14 protein-coding genes and 2 pseudogenes are annotated in these 14,363 nt (G+C 51.6%); 12 read left to right on the top strand and 4 right to left on the bottom strand.

Annotation, left to right across the window (positions count from 1 at the left end):
• Window positions 1-25 precede the first annotated feature (25 nt).
• Window positions 26-337 (bottom strand): annotated as a pseudogene (locus RW092_RS02815) (amino acid permease); the annotation flags it as partial.
• Between the two features lie 14 nt (window positions 338-351).
• On the opposite strand from RW092_RS02815, the gene RW092_RS02810 reads away from it, so the two are divergent.
• Window positions 352-606 (top strand): LysR substrate-binding domain-containing protein, encoded by a 255-nt coding sequence (locus RW092_RS02810; RefSeq protein WP_232228279.1) that lies wholly within the window; start codon window positions 352-354, stop codon window positions 604-606.
• Between the two features lie 87 nt (window positions 607-693).
• On the top strand, window positions 694-2,169 hold the full coding sequence (locus RW092_RS02805) for an amino acid permease (RefSeq protein WP_316009453.1): 1,476 nt from the start codon (window positions 694-696) through the stop codon (window positions 2,167-2,169).
• Window positions 2,170-2,251: 82 nt separating this feature from the next.
• Here RW092_RS02805 and RW092_RS02800 read toward each other — a convergent pair whose 3' ends face one another.
• Window positions 2,252-2,956, bottom strand: coding sequence for a hypothetical protein (locus RW092_RS02800; RefSeq protein ID WP_316009484.1), 705 nt, complete (start codon window positions 2,954-2,956; stop codon window positions 2,252-2,254).
• 396 nt (window positions 2,957-3,352) lie between these two features.
• Here RW092_RS02800 and RW092_RS02795 point away from each other — a divergent pair, with 396 nt between their 5' ends.
• The 7 genes and pseudogenes from RW092_RS02795 to RW092_RS02775 all read left to right on the top strand — a co-directional run bounded on the left by RW092_RS02795 (window position 3,353) and on the right by RW092_RS02775 (window position 8,279).
• Window positions 3,353-3,859 (top strand): GNAT family N-acetyltransferase, encoded by a 507-nt coding sequence (locus RW092_RS02795; protein WP_127575529.1) that lies wholly within the window; start codon window positions 3,353-3,355, stop codon window positions 3,857-3,859.
• A 20-nt stretch (window positions 3,860-3,879) separates the two neighbouring features.
• On the top strand, window positions 3,880-4,107 hold the full coding sequence (locus tag RW092_RS02790; RefSeq protein WP_316009452.1) for a hypothetical protein: 228 nt from the start codon (window positions 3,880-3,882) through the stop codon (window positions 4,105-4,107).
• A gap of 27 nt (window positions 4,108-4,134) precedes the next feature.
• Window positions 4,135-4,239: pseudogene (locus tag RW092_RS23750) on the top strand (DUF2837 domain-containing protein); the annotation flags it as partial.
• 17 nt (window positions 4,240-4,256) lie between these two features.
• The gene (locus RW092_RS23745) at window positions 4,257-4,352 is read left to right on the top strand and encodes a DUF2837 family protein (RefSeq protein ID WP_127575530.1); all 96 of its coding nucleotides are present in this window, start codon (window positions 4,257-4,259) and stop codon (window positions 4,350-4,352) included.
• A gap of 27 nt (window positions 4,353-4,379) precedes the next feature.
• Complete coding sequence (locus RW092_RS02785; protein WP_316009451.1) at window positions 4,380-5,006, top strand: NUDIX hydrolase; 627 nt, start codon at window positions 4,380-4,382, stop codon at window positions 5,004-5,006.
• A gap of 170 nt (window positions 5,007-5,176) precedes the next feature.
• Entirely contained in the window at window positions 5,177-5,356 is a 180-nt protein-coding gene (locus RW092_RS02780) for a hypothetical protein (protein WP_127575531.1), read from the top strand.
• 124 nt (window positions 5,357-5,480) lie between these two features.
• A complete protein-coding gene (locus tag RW092_RS02775) occupies window positions 5,481-8,279 on the top strand; it encodes a glycoside hydrolase family 3 protein (RefSeq protein ID WP_085279044.1) in 2,799 nt (932 codons plus the stop codon).
• Between the two features lie 66 nt (window positions 8,280-8,345).
• On the opposite strand, the gene RW092_RS02770 is transcribed toward RW092_RS02775, so the two are convergent.
• On the bottom strand, window positions 8,346-9,329 hold the full coding sequence (locus RW092_RS02770) for an iron-hydroxamate ABC transporter substrate-binding protein (RefSeq protein ID WP_028537825.1): 984 nt from the start codon (window positions 9,327-9,329) through the stop codon (window positions 8,346-8,348).
• Between the two features lie 93 nt (window positions 9,330-9,422).
• Window positions 9,423-10,268: a helix-turn-helix transcriptional regulator gene (locus RW092_RS02765; protein WP_316009450.1), complete on the bottom strand. Its 846-nt coding sequence runs from the start codon at window positions 10,266-10,268 to the stop codon at window positions 9,423-9,425.
• 145 nt (window positions 10,269-10,413) lie between these two features.
• On the opposite strand from RW092_RS02765, the gene fabF reads away from it, so the two are divergent.
• The 3 genes from fabF (at window position 10,414) to RW092_RS02750 (ending at window position 14,354) form a co-directional block, all read left to right on the top strand.
• The gene (gene fabF, locus RW092_RS02760; protein WP_316009449.1) at window positions 10,414-11,652 is read left to right on the top strand and encodes a beta-ketoacyl-ACP synthase II; all 1,239 of its coding nucleotides are present in this window, start codon (window positions 10,414-10,416) and stop codon (window positions 11,650-11,652) included.
• A 185-nt stretch (window positions 11,653-11,837) separates the two neighbouring features.
• Window positions 11,838-12,953 carry a DUF4349 domain-containing protein gene (locus RW092_RS02755; protein ID WP_316009448.1) on the top strand — a complete coding sequence of 372 codons (1,116 nt, stop codon included), beginning with the start codon at window positions 11,838-11,840 and terminating at the stop codon, window positions 12,951-12,953.
• 180 nt (window positions 12,954-13,133) lie between these two features.
• Window positions 13,134-14,354 (top strand): VanZ family protein, encoded by a 1,221-nt coding sequence (locus RW092_RS02750; RefSeq protein ID WP_016312517.1) that lies wholly within the window; start codon window positions 13,134-13,136, stop codon window positions 14,352-14,354.
• Window positions 14,355-14,363: the final 9 nt, after the last annotated feature.

The following is a 14,363-nucleotide window of genomic DNA, read 5'->3' as shown; positions in this document are numbered from 1 at the left end:
GCAGCCTCGCGCCGACCGTTTTAAATTAGATATCCAGAGAAGTGGCTTTCCGCCGGCTGAAGCGCAGCTGGATCCCGAGGCATAACAGCGCGATCAGCAGCGGGTAGAGCATGGCCCAACCGGTGAACGGAAATACGATGGCTGTAGCCGCAAACGAAATCCAGCTGAGGACAACGCCGATACGGCTGCCTTTGAGGAGCCGAATTCCGGCAGCGCAGCCGCCCATGTACGTGAGAATAAAGGTTGCGTTCGGAAATTGGATCAGCGTGCTGAGTGAGATTGTCCCGGTTCCGTAAAGCAGCATGACGGCTATAAAGCAAAACATCAGAAACAAAAGCGAGCGACTCGAACTTGGAGTTTTGGAGCATCGAAGCGATCAAGCAGTGTGTGATCTCCGGGCTGGGAGTCTCCTTCTTGCCGCGGGTCACCGTGCGCAGCGAGCTTGAAGAAGGCAAGCTGGTGAAGCTGAACTGGAATGACGAATCGCAGCGGGTGGCGACACAGTTGGCATTACACCGGAAGAAGTGGCGATCCCCTGCATTGGAGCAATTCGTCTTGATGGTTCGGGAACAAGCGGAACGATGGCGGAAAGAAGCTGCTATGTAGTCCATATCTAAACTTATTCAACATAATTTCGTTAATTTACGCCAATACTCCCTATAGTTTACGAAGAGCTTGAGGGAGGCTTGGCTTATGGGCAATGGCAAGACTGGCGAAAAAGGAATCTCGACGTTTCATTTAACGATGCTGGGGCTGGGGACGATCGTCGGGGGTTCGTTTTTTCTCGGTTCCGGCGTGGCGATTCAAGCAGCGGGTCCCAGCATTTTGCTATCGTTTATCCTTGGCGGATTGCTGGTTTACATCATTCTCTATGCCCTCTCGGAAATGACGGTGGCTGACCCTGTGCCAGGCTCGTTTCGTACGTATGCGGAGCGGAGTTTGGGACGCAGCGTTGGCTTTATTACCGGTTGGGTATATTGGGTGGGCTTGATTCTGGCGATGTCCAGTGAATCGATCGCGGCGTCCACCTTTCTTAGGGAATGGTTCCCGAGCTTTTCGGAGGTTGCGATGGGCATGCTCATTATCGTCGGAATCACGCTGCTTAATTTGCTTGGTGCCGATTATCTGAGCAAGCTGGAGAGCGGTCTGGCAGCGGTGAAGCTGCTGGCCATCGTCGGGTTCATCGTCATCGGGCTGGCCTTGATAGCGGGCTGGATTCCGGGGACTCCAGCAGCGGGGGGAGGCGAACTGCAAAATGAAGCGTGGTTTCCCGGGGGGATTGCAGGGATAGCGGGCAGTATGCTTATCGTGATGTTCAGCTATTCGGGATTTGAGGTCATTGGCCTAGCCGCTTCAGAGGTGGAGAACCCGAAAAAGACGATTCCTCGGGCCATTAATATGACTCTGATCAGTTTGCTCGCCTTGTATATCGCTGCGATCGCAGTGATTCTGATGTTGTATCCAACACAGGGGATGATCGCGGACCAAAGTCCGTTAGTTTTAGCTCTAACCCGCTGGGGCATGGGATGGGCTGGGACGCTGATTAATATTGTGATGATTACGGCGATTCTGTCTACGATGCTGGCTTCGACATTTGGCCTTGCCCGGATGCTGCGTTCGTTGGCAGCGGAAGGCCATGCCCCGGCATGGCTGAAAGACCGGCATGATATCCCGTATAGGGGCATCCTGTTCTCGGGAGCCGCTATGCTGCTCGGTTTGGCGATGGGGTACCTGCTGCCTCAGCAGGTGTACCTCTTTCTGGTCAGCTGCGGTGGATATTCGCTCTTGTTCTCCTACTTTATCATTTTGGCCTCCCATTATCGCTGGCGGCGGGTAACGCCCTGCTCTCCGGAAGCTGCATGTCAGCTTCCAGGTTACCCCTATACGTCCTGGGTTGGTCTGATCGGGATGATCGCCATTATCGTGAGCATGCCCTTTATTTCCGGACAAGGGACCGGGTTGGTGGTGGGGTTAGGATTAACTGCACTGCTTGCCGGGATCTATTGGGTGAAAGAAAGAAGGGGAAGGGTATCGGCTCCGTCCAGCCAACGACCGATCCCTGCTCCGCTAACGGAAGCTGCTGAGGAGATAACGGGCATACGCGATGATCGGGAGACAGCGGATGAAGTACCGGACTCGACTACCGTGCCGAAGAACAAAAAAGAATAGGTTCGGCCGCCCTTGCAGCAATGGAATTGTTGTTACAGCCTTCCAGTCCAAGCGGTTACCACGGACAGGAAGGCTTTTTAGCTTAGTGGATCGCTTCTTGGACTGACGATCCCGATTGCTTCAACTCATGTAGCCGCTTCAGCAAATCCCTCATCCGGATGGGGATTTCCCGCTTCAGCTCTTCCCAGGTAACGAGCATGTCGAGGGACCACTCAAAAGGAAGGTAGGTGCCGGCAATATTAAACTGGAAGCCGCGAAGATGCTCGGTTGCGAGTGCGTCCGCCTCGGGCAGCGTCTTATACATGCCGTGCAGCATGTCGGGCTCCAGAACGCCGTCTTTTCCTGCATGTGCTCCGGTTGCCAGGTGCAGGTCGGGAAGCAGCTCGAACAGATCGCGGATTGGAGAGAAGGCGTGTTTTCCCGGCTGGCAATATAAGCTGATACGTCCATCTGGCCCTACGTTCGTTTTGCCGGGAGCGATACCTTTGAGGTATCTTCCATGAAAGCTGGCTTCACAATCGACAACGGCACCTTGTGGAGACAGGAAGATCCACATATGCTCCAGATCGTAAAGATGTGTAATATCGTAGTCCCAGTAGACGGCATATTCAATAACCGATCCAACACGCTCCCCGTCCACTAACAACATTCGTTTGAATGAAGGAGACGGACCGGTTTCCGTCAGCACCGTAACGCCAACCCGAATGGGACGGAACGGCTCGTGTTCATCAATGAGCATACGCGGGATATGATGAAAGGCTAATTCCCGCCAATTCACATTGTTCACCAGCAAGTTCATCGCCTCCAGTTATTTTTCATGGGATTCGTGACCAGATAAGCGTAGCACGTGTTCTTCAATTCTGTATTAAGTTGGGAATACCAGCTTTTTGATCATGTTCCTTTGTTCTTATGTATATGGTTTGTGAAACTGACAACATTCGTCGATATCCTGAAGATGAAATTTAGCTTGGAAACGCATTAGACAAGGCGTTGCCGACTACATTGGTATTAAAGAAAGCGATTTCATGAATAGGGGTAGCTTTCTCGGTTGAGGTCAGTGTATCATAGTTTTTGTAAGAAGTAATTTGTATAGTGAAACGTTATTGATATACGACCCGGCTGGAGATAGGTCCATATCCGAAGCTGGGTCCCGTTATTTACGAAACAGAAAGGATTGAAGCTGATGGATTCACTGCTGATCCGTCCGGCAACACTGAACGACATCGACGGCATTCGAGAGGTAGCTGTGGAAACCTGGAACAGCACTTATGAAATGATTTATCCGGAGCATTTTATCGCCACGTATTTGACCCACGCCTATGCCAAGAGCAGCTTAGAGCAAAGCATCACACTGGACGAAGCGCAAGCCGCGCGGAAGTTCCTGGTCGCGGAATGGGAAGGAGAGATCGTTGGGTTTGGCCAACTGTCGGAAGCGGATGATGAAGGGGTTAGTGAGCTGACTCGACTTTATATCTTAAAAGAGCATCAGCGCAAGGGCATTGGCAAAAAGTTGCTGAATGAATTAATTCGTCTGAACCCATTAATCACTGAAATTTACGCCTGGTGTGAACGTGAGAACGACATCGGCACGCTCTTTTATAAATCCAATGGATTTGTATATACCGAAGAAAAAGAAGAAGTTCTGTTCGATTATCGCACCATGATGGCCAAATATGTGAAAAAAATCTAACTCATACATGGAGGCTTATTTTGGGGAACGTTGACAAACGCAATCGTCTGGATGAAGAGATTTTCACTTATGAAATCATGAAAAATCGAAAGGTGTTCATTTCTTGGAAAGGGCGCATGGTCACCACCCTCTCTGGGAAAGAAGCGGAGAAATTTATCACGCGGATTCAAAGCGCGGCGACACCCAAAGAAGCCCAGCTGATCATGGCAAAAGCCACGGGACATTTTAAACATGGCAACGAAAAATAGCGGAAGTTTATTGGAGAGGGAAGTAAAGTGACCACCTATCTGGTAATCGTATGCATCTTAACGTTGATTATTCATGCGGCGGAGACGCTGTCGTATTCCATACGCTATGCCGGTGTGAAGCTGAATAAAATGCTGGGGAGGATCTATATATGTTGATGGGCGCGAGGTTTCTCGGAACATTAGCGGCGCAACTGATCATCTTCCCTGCTGCATATATGATTTCTATGGTGGTACAGTGGATTTAGACTTCTATCCGAAAGGTTGCGATTCAGATGTCGGACTCGATTCCGCAGCTGCAATGGCTGGAGTGGGCTAAGCAAATTCAGGCCATTAGTCAGGCTGGGCTGGCCTATTCCAAAGACATGTACGATCTTGAACGCTTTCAGATGTTGCGTGAGCTGAGCGTGGAAATTGTCAGCCGTTATACCGAAGTGGAGACGGAGAAGGTTAAAGCGCTGTTCGCCAATGAAACCGGCTATGCTACCCCTAAGGTGGATGTGCGCGGCGTAGTGTTTCAGGATGACCGAATTTTGCTCGTACGAGAACGAGTTGATGGGGCGTGGTCATTGCCGGGAGGTTGGGCCGACATCGGTCTATCGCCTAAAGAGGTTGCGGTTAAAGAAGTGAAGGAGGAAGCCGGTCTTACCGTCGTTCCGGTGCGGTTAATGGCGGTGTTGGACAAGAAATTCCACGATCATCCCCCGGAGGCGTACCATATCTACAAAATCTTTATTTTGTGCGAGATCGGCGGAGGTCACGCAGAAGCTGGAATGGAAACTTTGGAGGTCGGATTTTTCGGTCGTGACGAGCTTTCGCCTTTATCGCTTGAACGAAATACGCCCAAACAGATTCAACGCCTGTTTGAGATGCGGCACAGCACCGAAGTATGGTTCGACTAACGTGAGGCGATTCCTGAACGGAAGGCGGGACTCCCATGTCTCCTAAACGAAAAACCTTCATTTTTCTAATTGTGTCGCAGCTCATTTATGCGTTTTTTTCCGTGGCATGGTTGATTGTGCTTGGCATTTCCGCCTACCTCTTCCATGATTCAGGAGGGGTCCACCCAGGCATGCGAGCGTTATTCGCGTATCTTCAGGCGTATCCTGGTGGTCTGCTGCTCGCTTTGATCCTGGGCTGGACTTATTTCGCCAAAGGCAAGTACAAACCGGCGGTTTGGTGGAATCTGCTGCCGCTATTATGGGTGATTCCTTATCTGGGCATCTTTATTTATGCTAATTTTTTCGCTTAAATTTCAAAATCCCAATGTACGTTATTCTATTCAACCTCACGTTGGTTTTGGTATAGTAAAAACTAGGACTATTATTGATGTATCCCAAGCTGGGATCTACTAACGGATAGGAGAGAAGAGAGAGATGAGCAAATCGATGTTAGGCGTTCCTTTGGAAGGTTTCGCCGAGTACAGCAGAATTGCGGCAGCGGAAGGCGGCGTCCTGCTGAAAAATGAAAACGCTATGCTTCCGATTCGAGCGCATGAAATTGTATCCGTTTTCGGCAGATGCCAAATTGATTACTATCGCAGCGGGACAGGCTCTGGCGGTGCGGTGAACGTCCCTTATGTCGTCAACATTTTGGACGGACTACGGGCGAATCCTCGCATCCAAGTGAATGAACAACTGGCGAAGCAATATGAGCAGTGGATTGCCGAGAATCCGTTTGATAACGGCGGAGGCGGTTGGGCTGCGGAGCCTTGGTGTCAGAAGGAAATGCCTTTAACCGACGAAATCGTAGCGCAAGCGAAGCAAGCATCATCCAAGGCAATCGTTATCATCGGCCGGACGGCCGGTGAGGATAAGGATAACGCCGATACCGAGGGAAGTTACCGGTTGACGGAACAAGAGCGCCTGAATCTGGAAACGGTTACCCGGCATTTCGATCAAGTGGCTGTGTTGATGAACGTAGCCAATGTCATCGATATGAGCTGGATCAACGATCCCGTCCATCAAGGTCGGATTCGGGCAGTGATGTTCGTATGGCAGGGCGGGATGATTGGCGGTCACGCCGTAGCTGACCTGCTCTCGGGGGATGTCACGCCGAGCGGTAAGCTGCCGGATACCATTGCCCATCACATTGAAGATTATCCATCCACAGCCAACTTTGGCAGCGAAGAGCGGAATCTCTATGAAGAAGATATTTATGTAGGTTATCGCTACTTCGAAACATTTTGTCCGGACAAGGTGCTGTTCCCGTTTGGATATGGGCTCTCCTATACCTCCTTTGCCTGGAAAGTACAAGGGGTGAAGCTCGAAGGAGCAGGTACAGATGCCCAACTGGAGGTCCAAGTGGAGGTAACGAATACCGGCTCGGAGTTTAGCGGGAAAGAAGTTATTCAGCTATACTATGAAGCCCCGCAGGGCGTATTGGGCAAACCGGCCCGGGCGCTTGGAGCGTTCGCGAAAACGAAGCTGCTTCAGCCCGGGGAGTCCGATGTGCTGACCTTGCAACTGCCGGTACGGCGGATGGCGTCCTATGATGATGGCGGCTATACCGGGCATAAATCCTGTTATGTGTTGGAAGCTGGCGACTATGAGTTTCATGTAGGTAACAGCATCCGAAATACGGAGCGGGTAACAGTGGACGGGAAAGCAGCCTACCAGTTGGCAGAACTGATGGTTGTGGAGCAACTGGAGGAAGCTGCAGCGCCAACGCAACGTTTCTCGCGGTTGAAACCAGGTAGCCGGAAGCCAGATGGGACGTATGAGATCGTCCGGGAGGAAGTGCCTCAACGTACTATTTCGCTGAAGGAACGCATCGAAAGCAGACTGCCGGAAGCCTATCCGCAAACGGGGAACCGCGGAATTAAATTAAAGGACGTTCAAGCCGGTAAAGCAAGCCTAGAGGAGTTCGTTGCCCAACTGAGCGATGAGGACCTGGCTACGATCGTACGCGGCGAGGGCATGAGCAGTCCGAAGGTGACACCTGGAACAGCTTCCGCTTTTGGCGGAGTGGGAGAGAACCTGTTGGAGTACGGAATCCCGGTGGCCTGTACCGCCGATGGCCCTTCCGGCATCCGTATGGACAGCGGCTTGAAAGCAACTCAGCTGCCAATCGGAACGTTATTGGCATCCAGCTGGGATGTTGACCTCGTAGAATCGTTGTATGTGCTGGAGGGCAAAGAGCTCCTGCAAAATGAAATCGACACCCTGCTTGGTCCGGGGATTAACATCCATCGCCATCCGTTAAATGGACGGAACTTCGAGTATTTTTCCGAGGACCCTTATTTGACAGGTTGCTTTGCGTCGGCGGTAACACGGGGCATTAAGAAGGGCGGTTCGTCCGCAACGGTGAAGCATTTTGCCGGCAATAACCAAGAGAAGGCGCGTTCGAAAGTGGATGCGGTCGTCTCTGAACGCGCGTTACGCGAGATTTATTTGAAGGGCTTCGAAATGGCGGTCAAAGAAGGGGAAGCCACATCGATCATGACTTCCTATAACCCGGTGAACGGGCATTGGGCGGCCTCCAACTATGATCTGAATACGACGATTCTCCGCAATGAATGGGGATATCAGGGCATTGTCATGACGGACTGGTGGGCGGTCATGAACGACTGCGTAGAAGGCGGACCGGCTGATTTGAAGAACACGTCCTTTATGGTACGCGCGCAGAACGATCTGTATATGGTCGTGAACAACGATGGGGCGGAAATCAACTCGCTGGGGGATAATACGCTGGAAGCGTTAGCCAACGGAACCTTGACGGTGGGAGAATTGCAACGGTGCGCCATGAATATTTGCCGATTCTTACTGAACGCCCCAGCATTAGCGCGGGAACCGAAACCGGTTCACGAAGTCCGCCTAATCCAGGCCGCTCAAGGCGATCTTCCGATTGCCAGCGCAGGAGTGAACGTATATACGCTGTCTCGTTCACAAAGCGCCAAGGTTTTGGCGAATGCTGAAACTGCGGTGGTGAAGGTTCAAGAGGCTGGGGTGTACACGGTCACTGCGCATATCCGATACGAAGCGATGAACTTGTCGCAGTCGGCTTGCAATCTGCTGCTGAACGGTGAGCTCTTGACTACCGTACAGACGAACGGTACGCTCGGCAGATGGGTGACGCAGAAGCAGCTTCGGATTGAGCTGACGGAGGGCGATTACGAGCTGAAGTTTGATTATATCAAGCCAGGGCTGGAGATTGAGTGGATCGAGTTTATTTAACCAGATAACAAAGGGATGTGCCCCATAGCGGGGTACATCCCTTTTTCATTTTGATCTACTTCAGCGTTAAGGCAATGAGAGGAATCCTTCTTTGAAGATTCCCAGCAAATACTCCAGCGTGATCGGATCGCTGTAGGTTGAAGCGGCGGTATCGATCTCAATCACATGGCCGTTTTTGACGGCCGGGATATTCTTCCACGTATTCGATTGCAAGAACTCGTTTTGAGCCTCTTTGTTCTGACTTAATACGATGTAATCTCCGGCGTACTCAGGAATGATTTCGTTGGATAAGGTGTAGTAGCCCGGGCCCAACGCATCTTGTTTGGCTTTCTCCGGCATGTTCAGCTCCATCATCTGATACAACAGTTCCGTTCCGCGAGCCCAGTTGTCCCCAAATACATAGAAGTTCTTCGTATCATATTCAAGTACAGACACGGTGGCGTCTTTGCCGATCTTTGCCTTAATCTCTTCACCTGCAGCTTTGGCCCGCTTCGTGAAATCCTCAACCCAAGCTTTGGCTTCAGCTTCCTTGTTAAGCACTTTTCCGATTTCGACTTGCTGGGCTAAATAGTCCAGTTTGCCCCAGGTATAAACGATCGTTGGCGCGATATCGCTAAGTTTATCGAGATTTTTCATATGCGATCCGGCGATGATCAAATCCGGTTCCAAAGCGAAGATTTGCTCTGGATTGTCTTCGGACACGATGGCGACGTCCTTTAATTTCTCGGTAAACAGAGGGTTATTCATCGTCCAGGTGTCAACGCCCACCAATGTTCCACCCAGAGCCACAACGTTGGGAGCGTAGGATAGAGCCACGATGCGCTTCGGCTGGGCAGGAATTTCGATCGGACCGTTCTCCGATTGATATGTAACCGTGCCGGAAGCCGTCTCCGTTCCTGCGGAGTCGTTTCCGCCCGTCTGATTTGCCGTCCCTTCCGATGAGGTATTGGCCGCTGCATTAGCCGCTGAATTTTGCTGTGTTGTTTCATTACCGCAAGCACCTGCCAAAACCGTGAAGGCTAAAATGAGGGGAATAAACAGCTTCTTCATATAGTGATTCTCCTTGTTCAGATATTTATGATAATGATTCTCACTATCATCACTATGAATCACAATACGAATTTCTTCCTGGTTTGTCAATACTCAATTGCCAAAGGTATCTTCCAGCAATTTTTTTAGCTTCGATTCGGTTGCGGTTCCTTCGATTGGGGTATACACACTGCAGCGTAAATCGGCATCTCCTTGAACCTGAAGTGAGGTTAAATTGTATAGCATTTTACCGGCTTTGGCATGGCGGAATTCGATCATGACCTCTGGAGCCGCACTGACTTCACTTTGATTCCAAAGATCGTGGAAGTCCGGGAATTGTTGTGACATCCGATCGATAAATTGCGAATACCAAGGGTCGGCGACATATTGTCCATAATAGGCGCGAAAGATAGCCAGGAACCCCCGGACGAAATCGGGCCAGTTCACGGCGAGGCTGCGCAGCTCTTTCTTGGCAAACAGAAGATAAATTAGGTTGCGATCCTGCTCTGGAATATGTTCGAAGTCGACAAACACTTGGGCGGCAGCAGGATTCCAACCTACGATATGGCAGTGGCGGTCGGAGATGATCGTCGGGCAATATTTCAGCTCTCGCAAAATTTTATGGAGCGATGGGGTAATCACCGGCTCCTTCTCAACCCAATCGGGATGAAAGCCGCTGTCGGACGCCAAGTCGAACAAGTACTTGCGTTCATCGGCGTTGAGTCTAAGCGCTCCGGCGATTGCGTCCAGAACGGAGGGAGATACCTTAATATCCCGGCCTTGTTCCAGCCAGGTATACCATGTCGTGCTCACCCCGGCGAGCTGGGCGACCTCCTCGCGGCGCAGGCCGGGCGTTCGCCGGCGGGAGCCTGCTGGAAGGCCTACGGTATGGGGATGCAGCTTGGCGCGCTGCGTTTTTAAAAATTTGGATAAAGCCTCTAATCTCGGTTCTGTGCTCATCGGCAGAGTTCCTCCTGGAAAAACGCGCTTATGATGTTATCAATTATACTAGGATAACTAAAAACTTGTAATAGGATACTTTGCAGCTACAATAGATAACAAGTTTGTACTTCCTATGTATGAAATGCCTGAAGGAGGATGTTTTATGGAACGAGTGGTTATTACCGGAATGGGGATTGTGTCCCCGCTGGGCAATGATGTAGATACATTTTGGCAAGGGTTAAAGGAAGGGCGCTCTGGGATCTCGCAGATCGAACGTTTTGACGTGGCAGATTTCAGCACCAAGATCGCTGGGCAGGTTCGAGGGTTTGACGGCGAGGGGATCTTCGGGCGGAAAGAAGCTCGCAAAATGGACCTTTTCTGTCAATACGCGTTGTTTGCCGCTGAACAAGCAATTCAGGATGCGGATCTCAATCCGGAGCTGATCGACCGCGAGCGCTTTGGTGTATATGTCGGCTCGGGCATCGGCGGGATTGAAACGTTGGCGGATAACGTGAAAGTGCTCGAGAATCGCGGACCTCATCGGGTGAGCCCAAGTCTGGTGCCAATGATGATCTCCAATATGGCGGCAGCTCAGATCAGCATCCGGTTCGGCGCGTTAGGTGAGACGTTGTCTCCCGTTACGGCTTGCTCGATCGGCAATTCGTCGATCGGCGAAGCGTTCCGGCTGATCCGAAGCGGTGAAGCCGATGTGATGATCGCCGGTGGAACCGAAGCGGCAGTGCATCCGTTGGCGCTGGCCAGCTTCGGGAATGCGACTGCGCTCTCCAAGCGGAACGACGCACCGGAGCAAGCCAGTCGGCCGTTTGACGCGGAACGCGATGGCTTCGTGATGGGCGAAGGCGCCGGGATCGTGGTGCTTGAGTCGCTGTCGCACGCACTACGTCGGGGAGCGCGCATCCATGGCGAGCTGATCGGCTACGGCGCCAGCTCCGATGCCTACCACGTGGTTGCTTCGCATCCCGAAGGTGCAGGGGCCTACCTTGCGATGAAGCGGGCGCTTGCTTCGGCGGGGATCACGCCGGAACAGGTTGATGTGATCAGCGCCCATGCCACAAGCACCCCCGTCGGTGATCTTGGAGAGACGAAGGGGATTAAGAAGGCGTTTGGCGAATACGCTTATCGTATTCCGATTACGGCGAATAAATCGATGACAGGTCATATGTTTGGTGCCGCTGGCGGTGCAGAAGCGATTGCCCTGGTCCAAACGTTGAAGGAAGGCCTCATCCCGCCAACGATCAATCTGCAGAACCCTGACCCGGAATGCGATCTCGATTACGTGCCAAATGAAGCGCGCCGAGCTGAGCTGAAGATCGGGTTATCCAACTCCTTTGGATTCGGCGGACATAACGCTGTCATCGTCATTCGCAAATATGAAGAATAGGTTTACTCCAATCAACCGTTCCGCCTTTGCGGGACGTTTTTTTATTTCACAGGACAGGCAACTTTTGGTAGACCTTTCACGTTAGGATAGGTAAGAGACGCCGCAGGGTGACATACAGATGAATCCGACAAAGCCGGCATCGTGCGGAACTCTTGAAACCTTAATCCACACAGGGGGTCATATCGATGGGGAAAAGGGGAATAAAGCTAACGGTTTGGGGCGTTATTACGATGCTTCTGCTTTTGCTGCTTAGCGGCTGCGGAAGTGCGAGCAATAACGCTGCTTCAGATTCGACGGCTTCGAAAGAAGCGATGAATCAAAGCAACTGGGCGGACAGCGAAATGGATGGAGCAGGCGTAGCTGAGACAGCAGCCAATACAGCCGCCGTGCCTGCCTCTGGTTCGGCTGCACCGGATTCAGCGGCAGCCGGGAGTACAGGGAGCGACAGCGCGGCGGCGAACTCCGCGCCGGGATTTCAGCAAGCCAATACTGATAATGGGCTCAACCGCAAGCTGATCTACCGGGCACATGTTGTGATGGAAGTGAAGGACTACGCCAAGGCGCAATCCGAGATCCGCAATCTGGTGACGCTGGCGGGCGGCTACATTGTTGAGTTTTCCGAGAATCAATCGCAGCATGAGCTGGGCGGCAACTTTGTGATTAAAGTTCCGGCGTCGGGCTTCTCTTCGTTCCTCGATCGGCTAGAGGCACTAAAGCCGGAGTCATTGCAGCGAAACATCCAGGGACAGGACGTCTCCGAGGAGTACGTTGATCTGGAATCTCGGTTAAAGGTTAAGCAGGCGATGGAAGCACGGTACTTGAAATTCGTCGAGGAAGCGACCCAGACCAAGCAACTGGTTGAATACGTGAATGAGCTGGAGCGCATTCAAACGGAGATCGAGCAAATTAAAGGGAGAATGCGGTATCTTGACAGCAATGTGTCGTATTCAACGATTGATATTCGCCTCTACCAGCCGGATCCAACTAAGCTGACCGCGGCATCGGGTAATGATACACCTTTGCTGGAGCGGATGAAAAACGCCTTGACAGGCAGCATCGACATTTTGTCGATCTTCTTCCAGTGGCTTGTTGTATTTGCTGCAGGGGCCCTGCCGCCGCTTGCCATCGCTGCCCTTATCGTCATCCCAATCTGGATCAAACGCCGGAAGAACCGGGAGGAGCGCGAACGCCGCCGAGCGGAACTGAAGGCTTCCCAAGCGCCCGCGCCACAAAGGGAAGAGAATCCAACCTCCAGTACAGAGGAGCAGCAAGAGAATGTGGATCATCCGGAAGAGCGGTAAAATGATCATATGAATAAAAAAGTAAGCCCAAGGAAATCCAATTTCCTTAGGGCTTACTTTTTTTCGGATTGCGTACGTGGAACAAATTTACTTCATCTTAAACTAAACTTAAACGAAATGAATTTCGTTCTATGTTAAGATAACGGAACAAAACCCCGGAATTGAAAGGTTTGAAGCGTGATGTTTAAAAGCTATTTATATCCTGTTACGTTCGCTTTTGGCGTATTTCCAATTGCGGCACTGCTGTTCACTTTGCCGTTCCTCGTAGTGCAATATAGGCGGCATGGTTATGTCAACAAGGTACGGGCATTGGTACTCTATTTGTTCCTGCTCTATTTGATGAATGCGATCTTCCTTGTAATGCTGCCGCTTCCGGCCAGCCGGCACAATCTACCGCTCAGCGGCGGGGCGTTGCAATTAATCCCTTTTCATTTTATCCATGACATTATGAAGGAGACCTCGATTGTTCCCGGAGAGCCGTCGACCTATTGGCGGTTGCTTCAGGAGCGGGCAGTTTGGCAGGTTCTCCTGAACGTGGCTTTGACGGTGCCGTTTGGGATGATGCTTCGGTATTATTTTCGTTCCGGTCCAATTGCGAGCCTGATCCTGTCATTCCTGCTGTCCTTGTTCATTGAAGTGACGCAGTTGACTGGTATCTACGGGATCTACGATCACCCTTACCGCGTCTTCGATGTCGACGATCTGATGACCAACACGCTTGGGGGCATGCTTGGATTCCTGTTAGCCGAATGGCTGTCCCGGTATCTGCCGCGAATTGAGCATCTGGACCGCGGAGTGGACCTGACAACGAAGCGCGTATCCTATACCCGGCGCGGGTTGGCCTTAATGTTTGACTATATTCTATTGGGCATATTGATGACCTTCATTCATGAGATCGGCATCAACCAAGCGTACTTCGTGTCCACGGGAATTTATTTCATGCTCATCCCATACCTGACCGGCGGACGCACCCCCGGCAAATGGTTGGTCCGAATTCAACTCGTTGGTCTTCCTGCAGTTCAAGGAGAGCGCAGGCCAACCGGTCGAGTAGCCGCCGCCGTATACAACTTCTTGTCCGCCAGCGGCGAGCGGCAACCCGCAGGACTGCTGCCCTTGGTGGTCCGTTATGGGCTGCTTTATTGGGGGGTGTTTGGCCTGAACCGACTGCTGGTTTTTCCGGATAACTACGTGCCAAGCTTATTCCGGATTCTGTTAGCCATCATCATTCTCGTCGCGAATGTCGGCTTCGCCATTCATGTTGCCAAGCGTTTCTTCCGGAGAGAGCCGCTGCTGTTCTACGAACAGATCAGCCGAACCGGGCATACCATCATACTCAAAGAGAAAGCTCGCGAAGCAACTGTTCCTGGTCCACGTAATAAGTCAAGCATTCACGAAAAATAACAGCGCACA

It is taken from the genome of Paenibacillus sp. 3LSP (assembly GCF_032465655.1).
GTDB classification, from domain to species: Bacteria; Bacillota; Bacilli; order Paenibacillales; family Paenibacillaceae; genus Fontibacillus; species Fontibacillus barengoltzii.
Note: the sequence above shows the minus strand (reverse complement) of the source record. Positions and strands in the feature narration are given on the sequence as shown.

Bases quoted from the DNA above. Each gene is read 5' to 3' on its own strand.
- RW092_RS02775 (WP_085279044.1), top strand. From the start codon at position 5,481: ATGAGCAAATCGATGTTAGGCGTTCCTTTGGAAGGTTTCGCCGAGTAC.
- RW092_RS02750 (WP_016312517.1), top strand. From the start codon at position 13,134: ATGTTTAAAAGCTATTTATATCCTGTTACGTTCGCTTTTGGCGTATTT.
- RW092_RS02780 (WP_127575531.1), top strand. From the start codon at position 5,177: ATGCGAGCGTTATTCGCGTATCTTCAGGCGTATCCTGGTGGTCTGCTG.
- RW092_RS02755 (WP_316009448.1), top strand. From the start codon at position 11,838: ATGGGGAAAAGGGGAATAAAGCTAACGGTTTGGGGCGTTATTACGATG.
- RW092_RS02785 (WP_316009451.1), top strand. From the start codon at position 4,380: ATGTCGGACTCGATTCCGCAGCTGCAATGGCTGGAGTGGGCTAAGCAA.
- fabF (WP_316009449.1), top strand. From the start codon at position 10,414: ATGGAACGAGTGGTTATTACCGGAATGGGGATTGTGTCCCCGCTGGGC.
- RW092_RS02770 (WP_028537825.1), bottom strand. From the start codon at position 9,329: ATGAAGAAGCTGTTTATTCCCCTCATTTTAGCCTTCACGGTTTTGGCA.
- RW092_RS02795 (WP_127575529.1), top strand. From the start codon at position 3,353: ATGGATTCACTGCTGATCCGTCCGGCAACACTGAACGACATCGACGGC.
- RW092_RS02805 (WP_316009453.1), top strand. From the start codon at position 694: ATGGGCAATGGCAAGACTGGCGAAAAAGGAATCTCGACGTTTCATTTA.
- RW092_RS23745 (WP_127575530.1), top strand. From the start codon at position 4,257: ATGTTGATGGGCGCGAGGTTTCTCGGAACATTAGCGGCGCAACTGATC.
- RW092_RS02765 (WP_316009450.1), bottom strand. From the start codon at position 10,268: ATGAGCACAGAACCGAGATTAGAGGCTTTATCCAAATTTTTAAAAACG.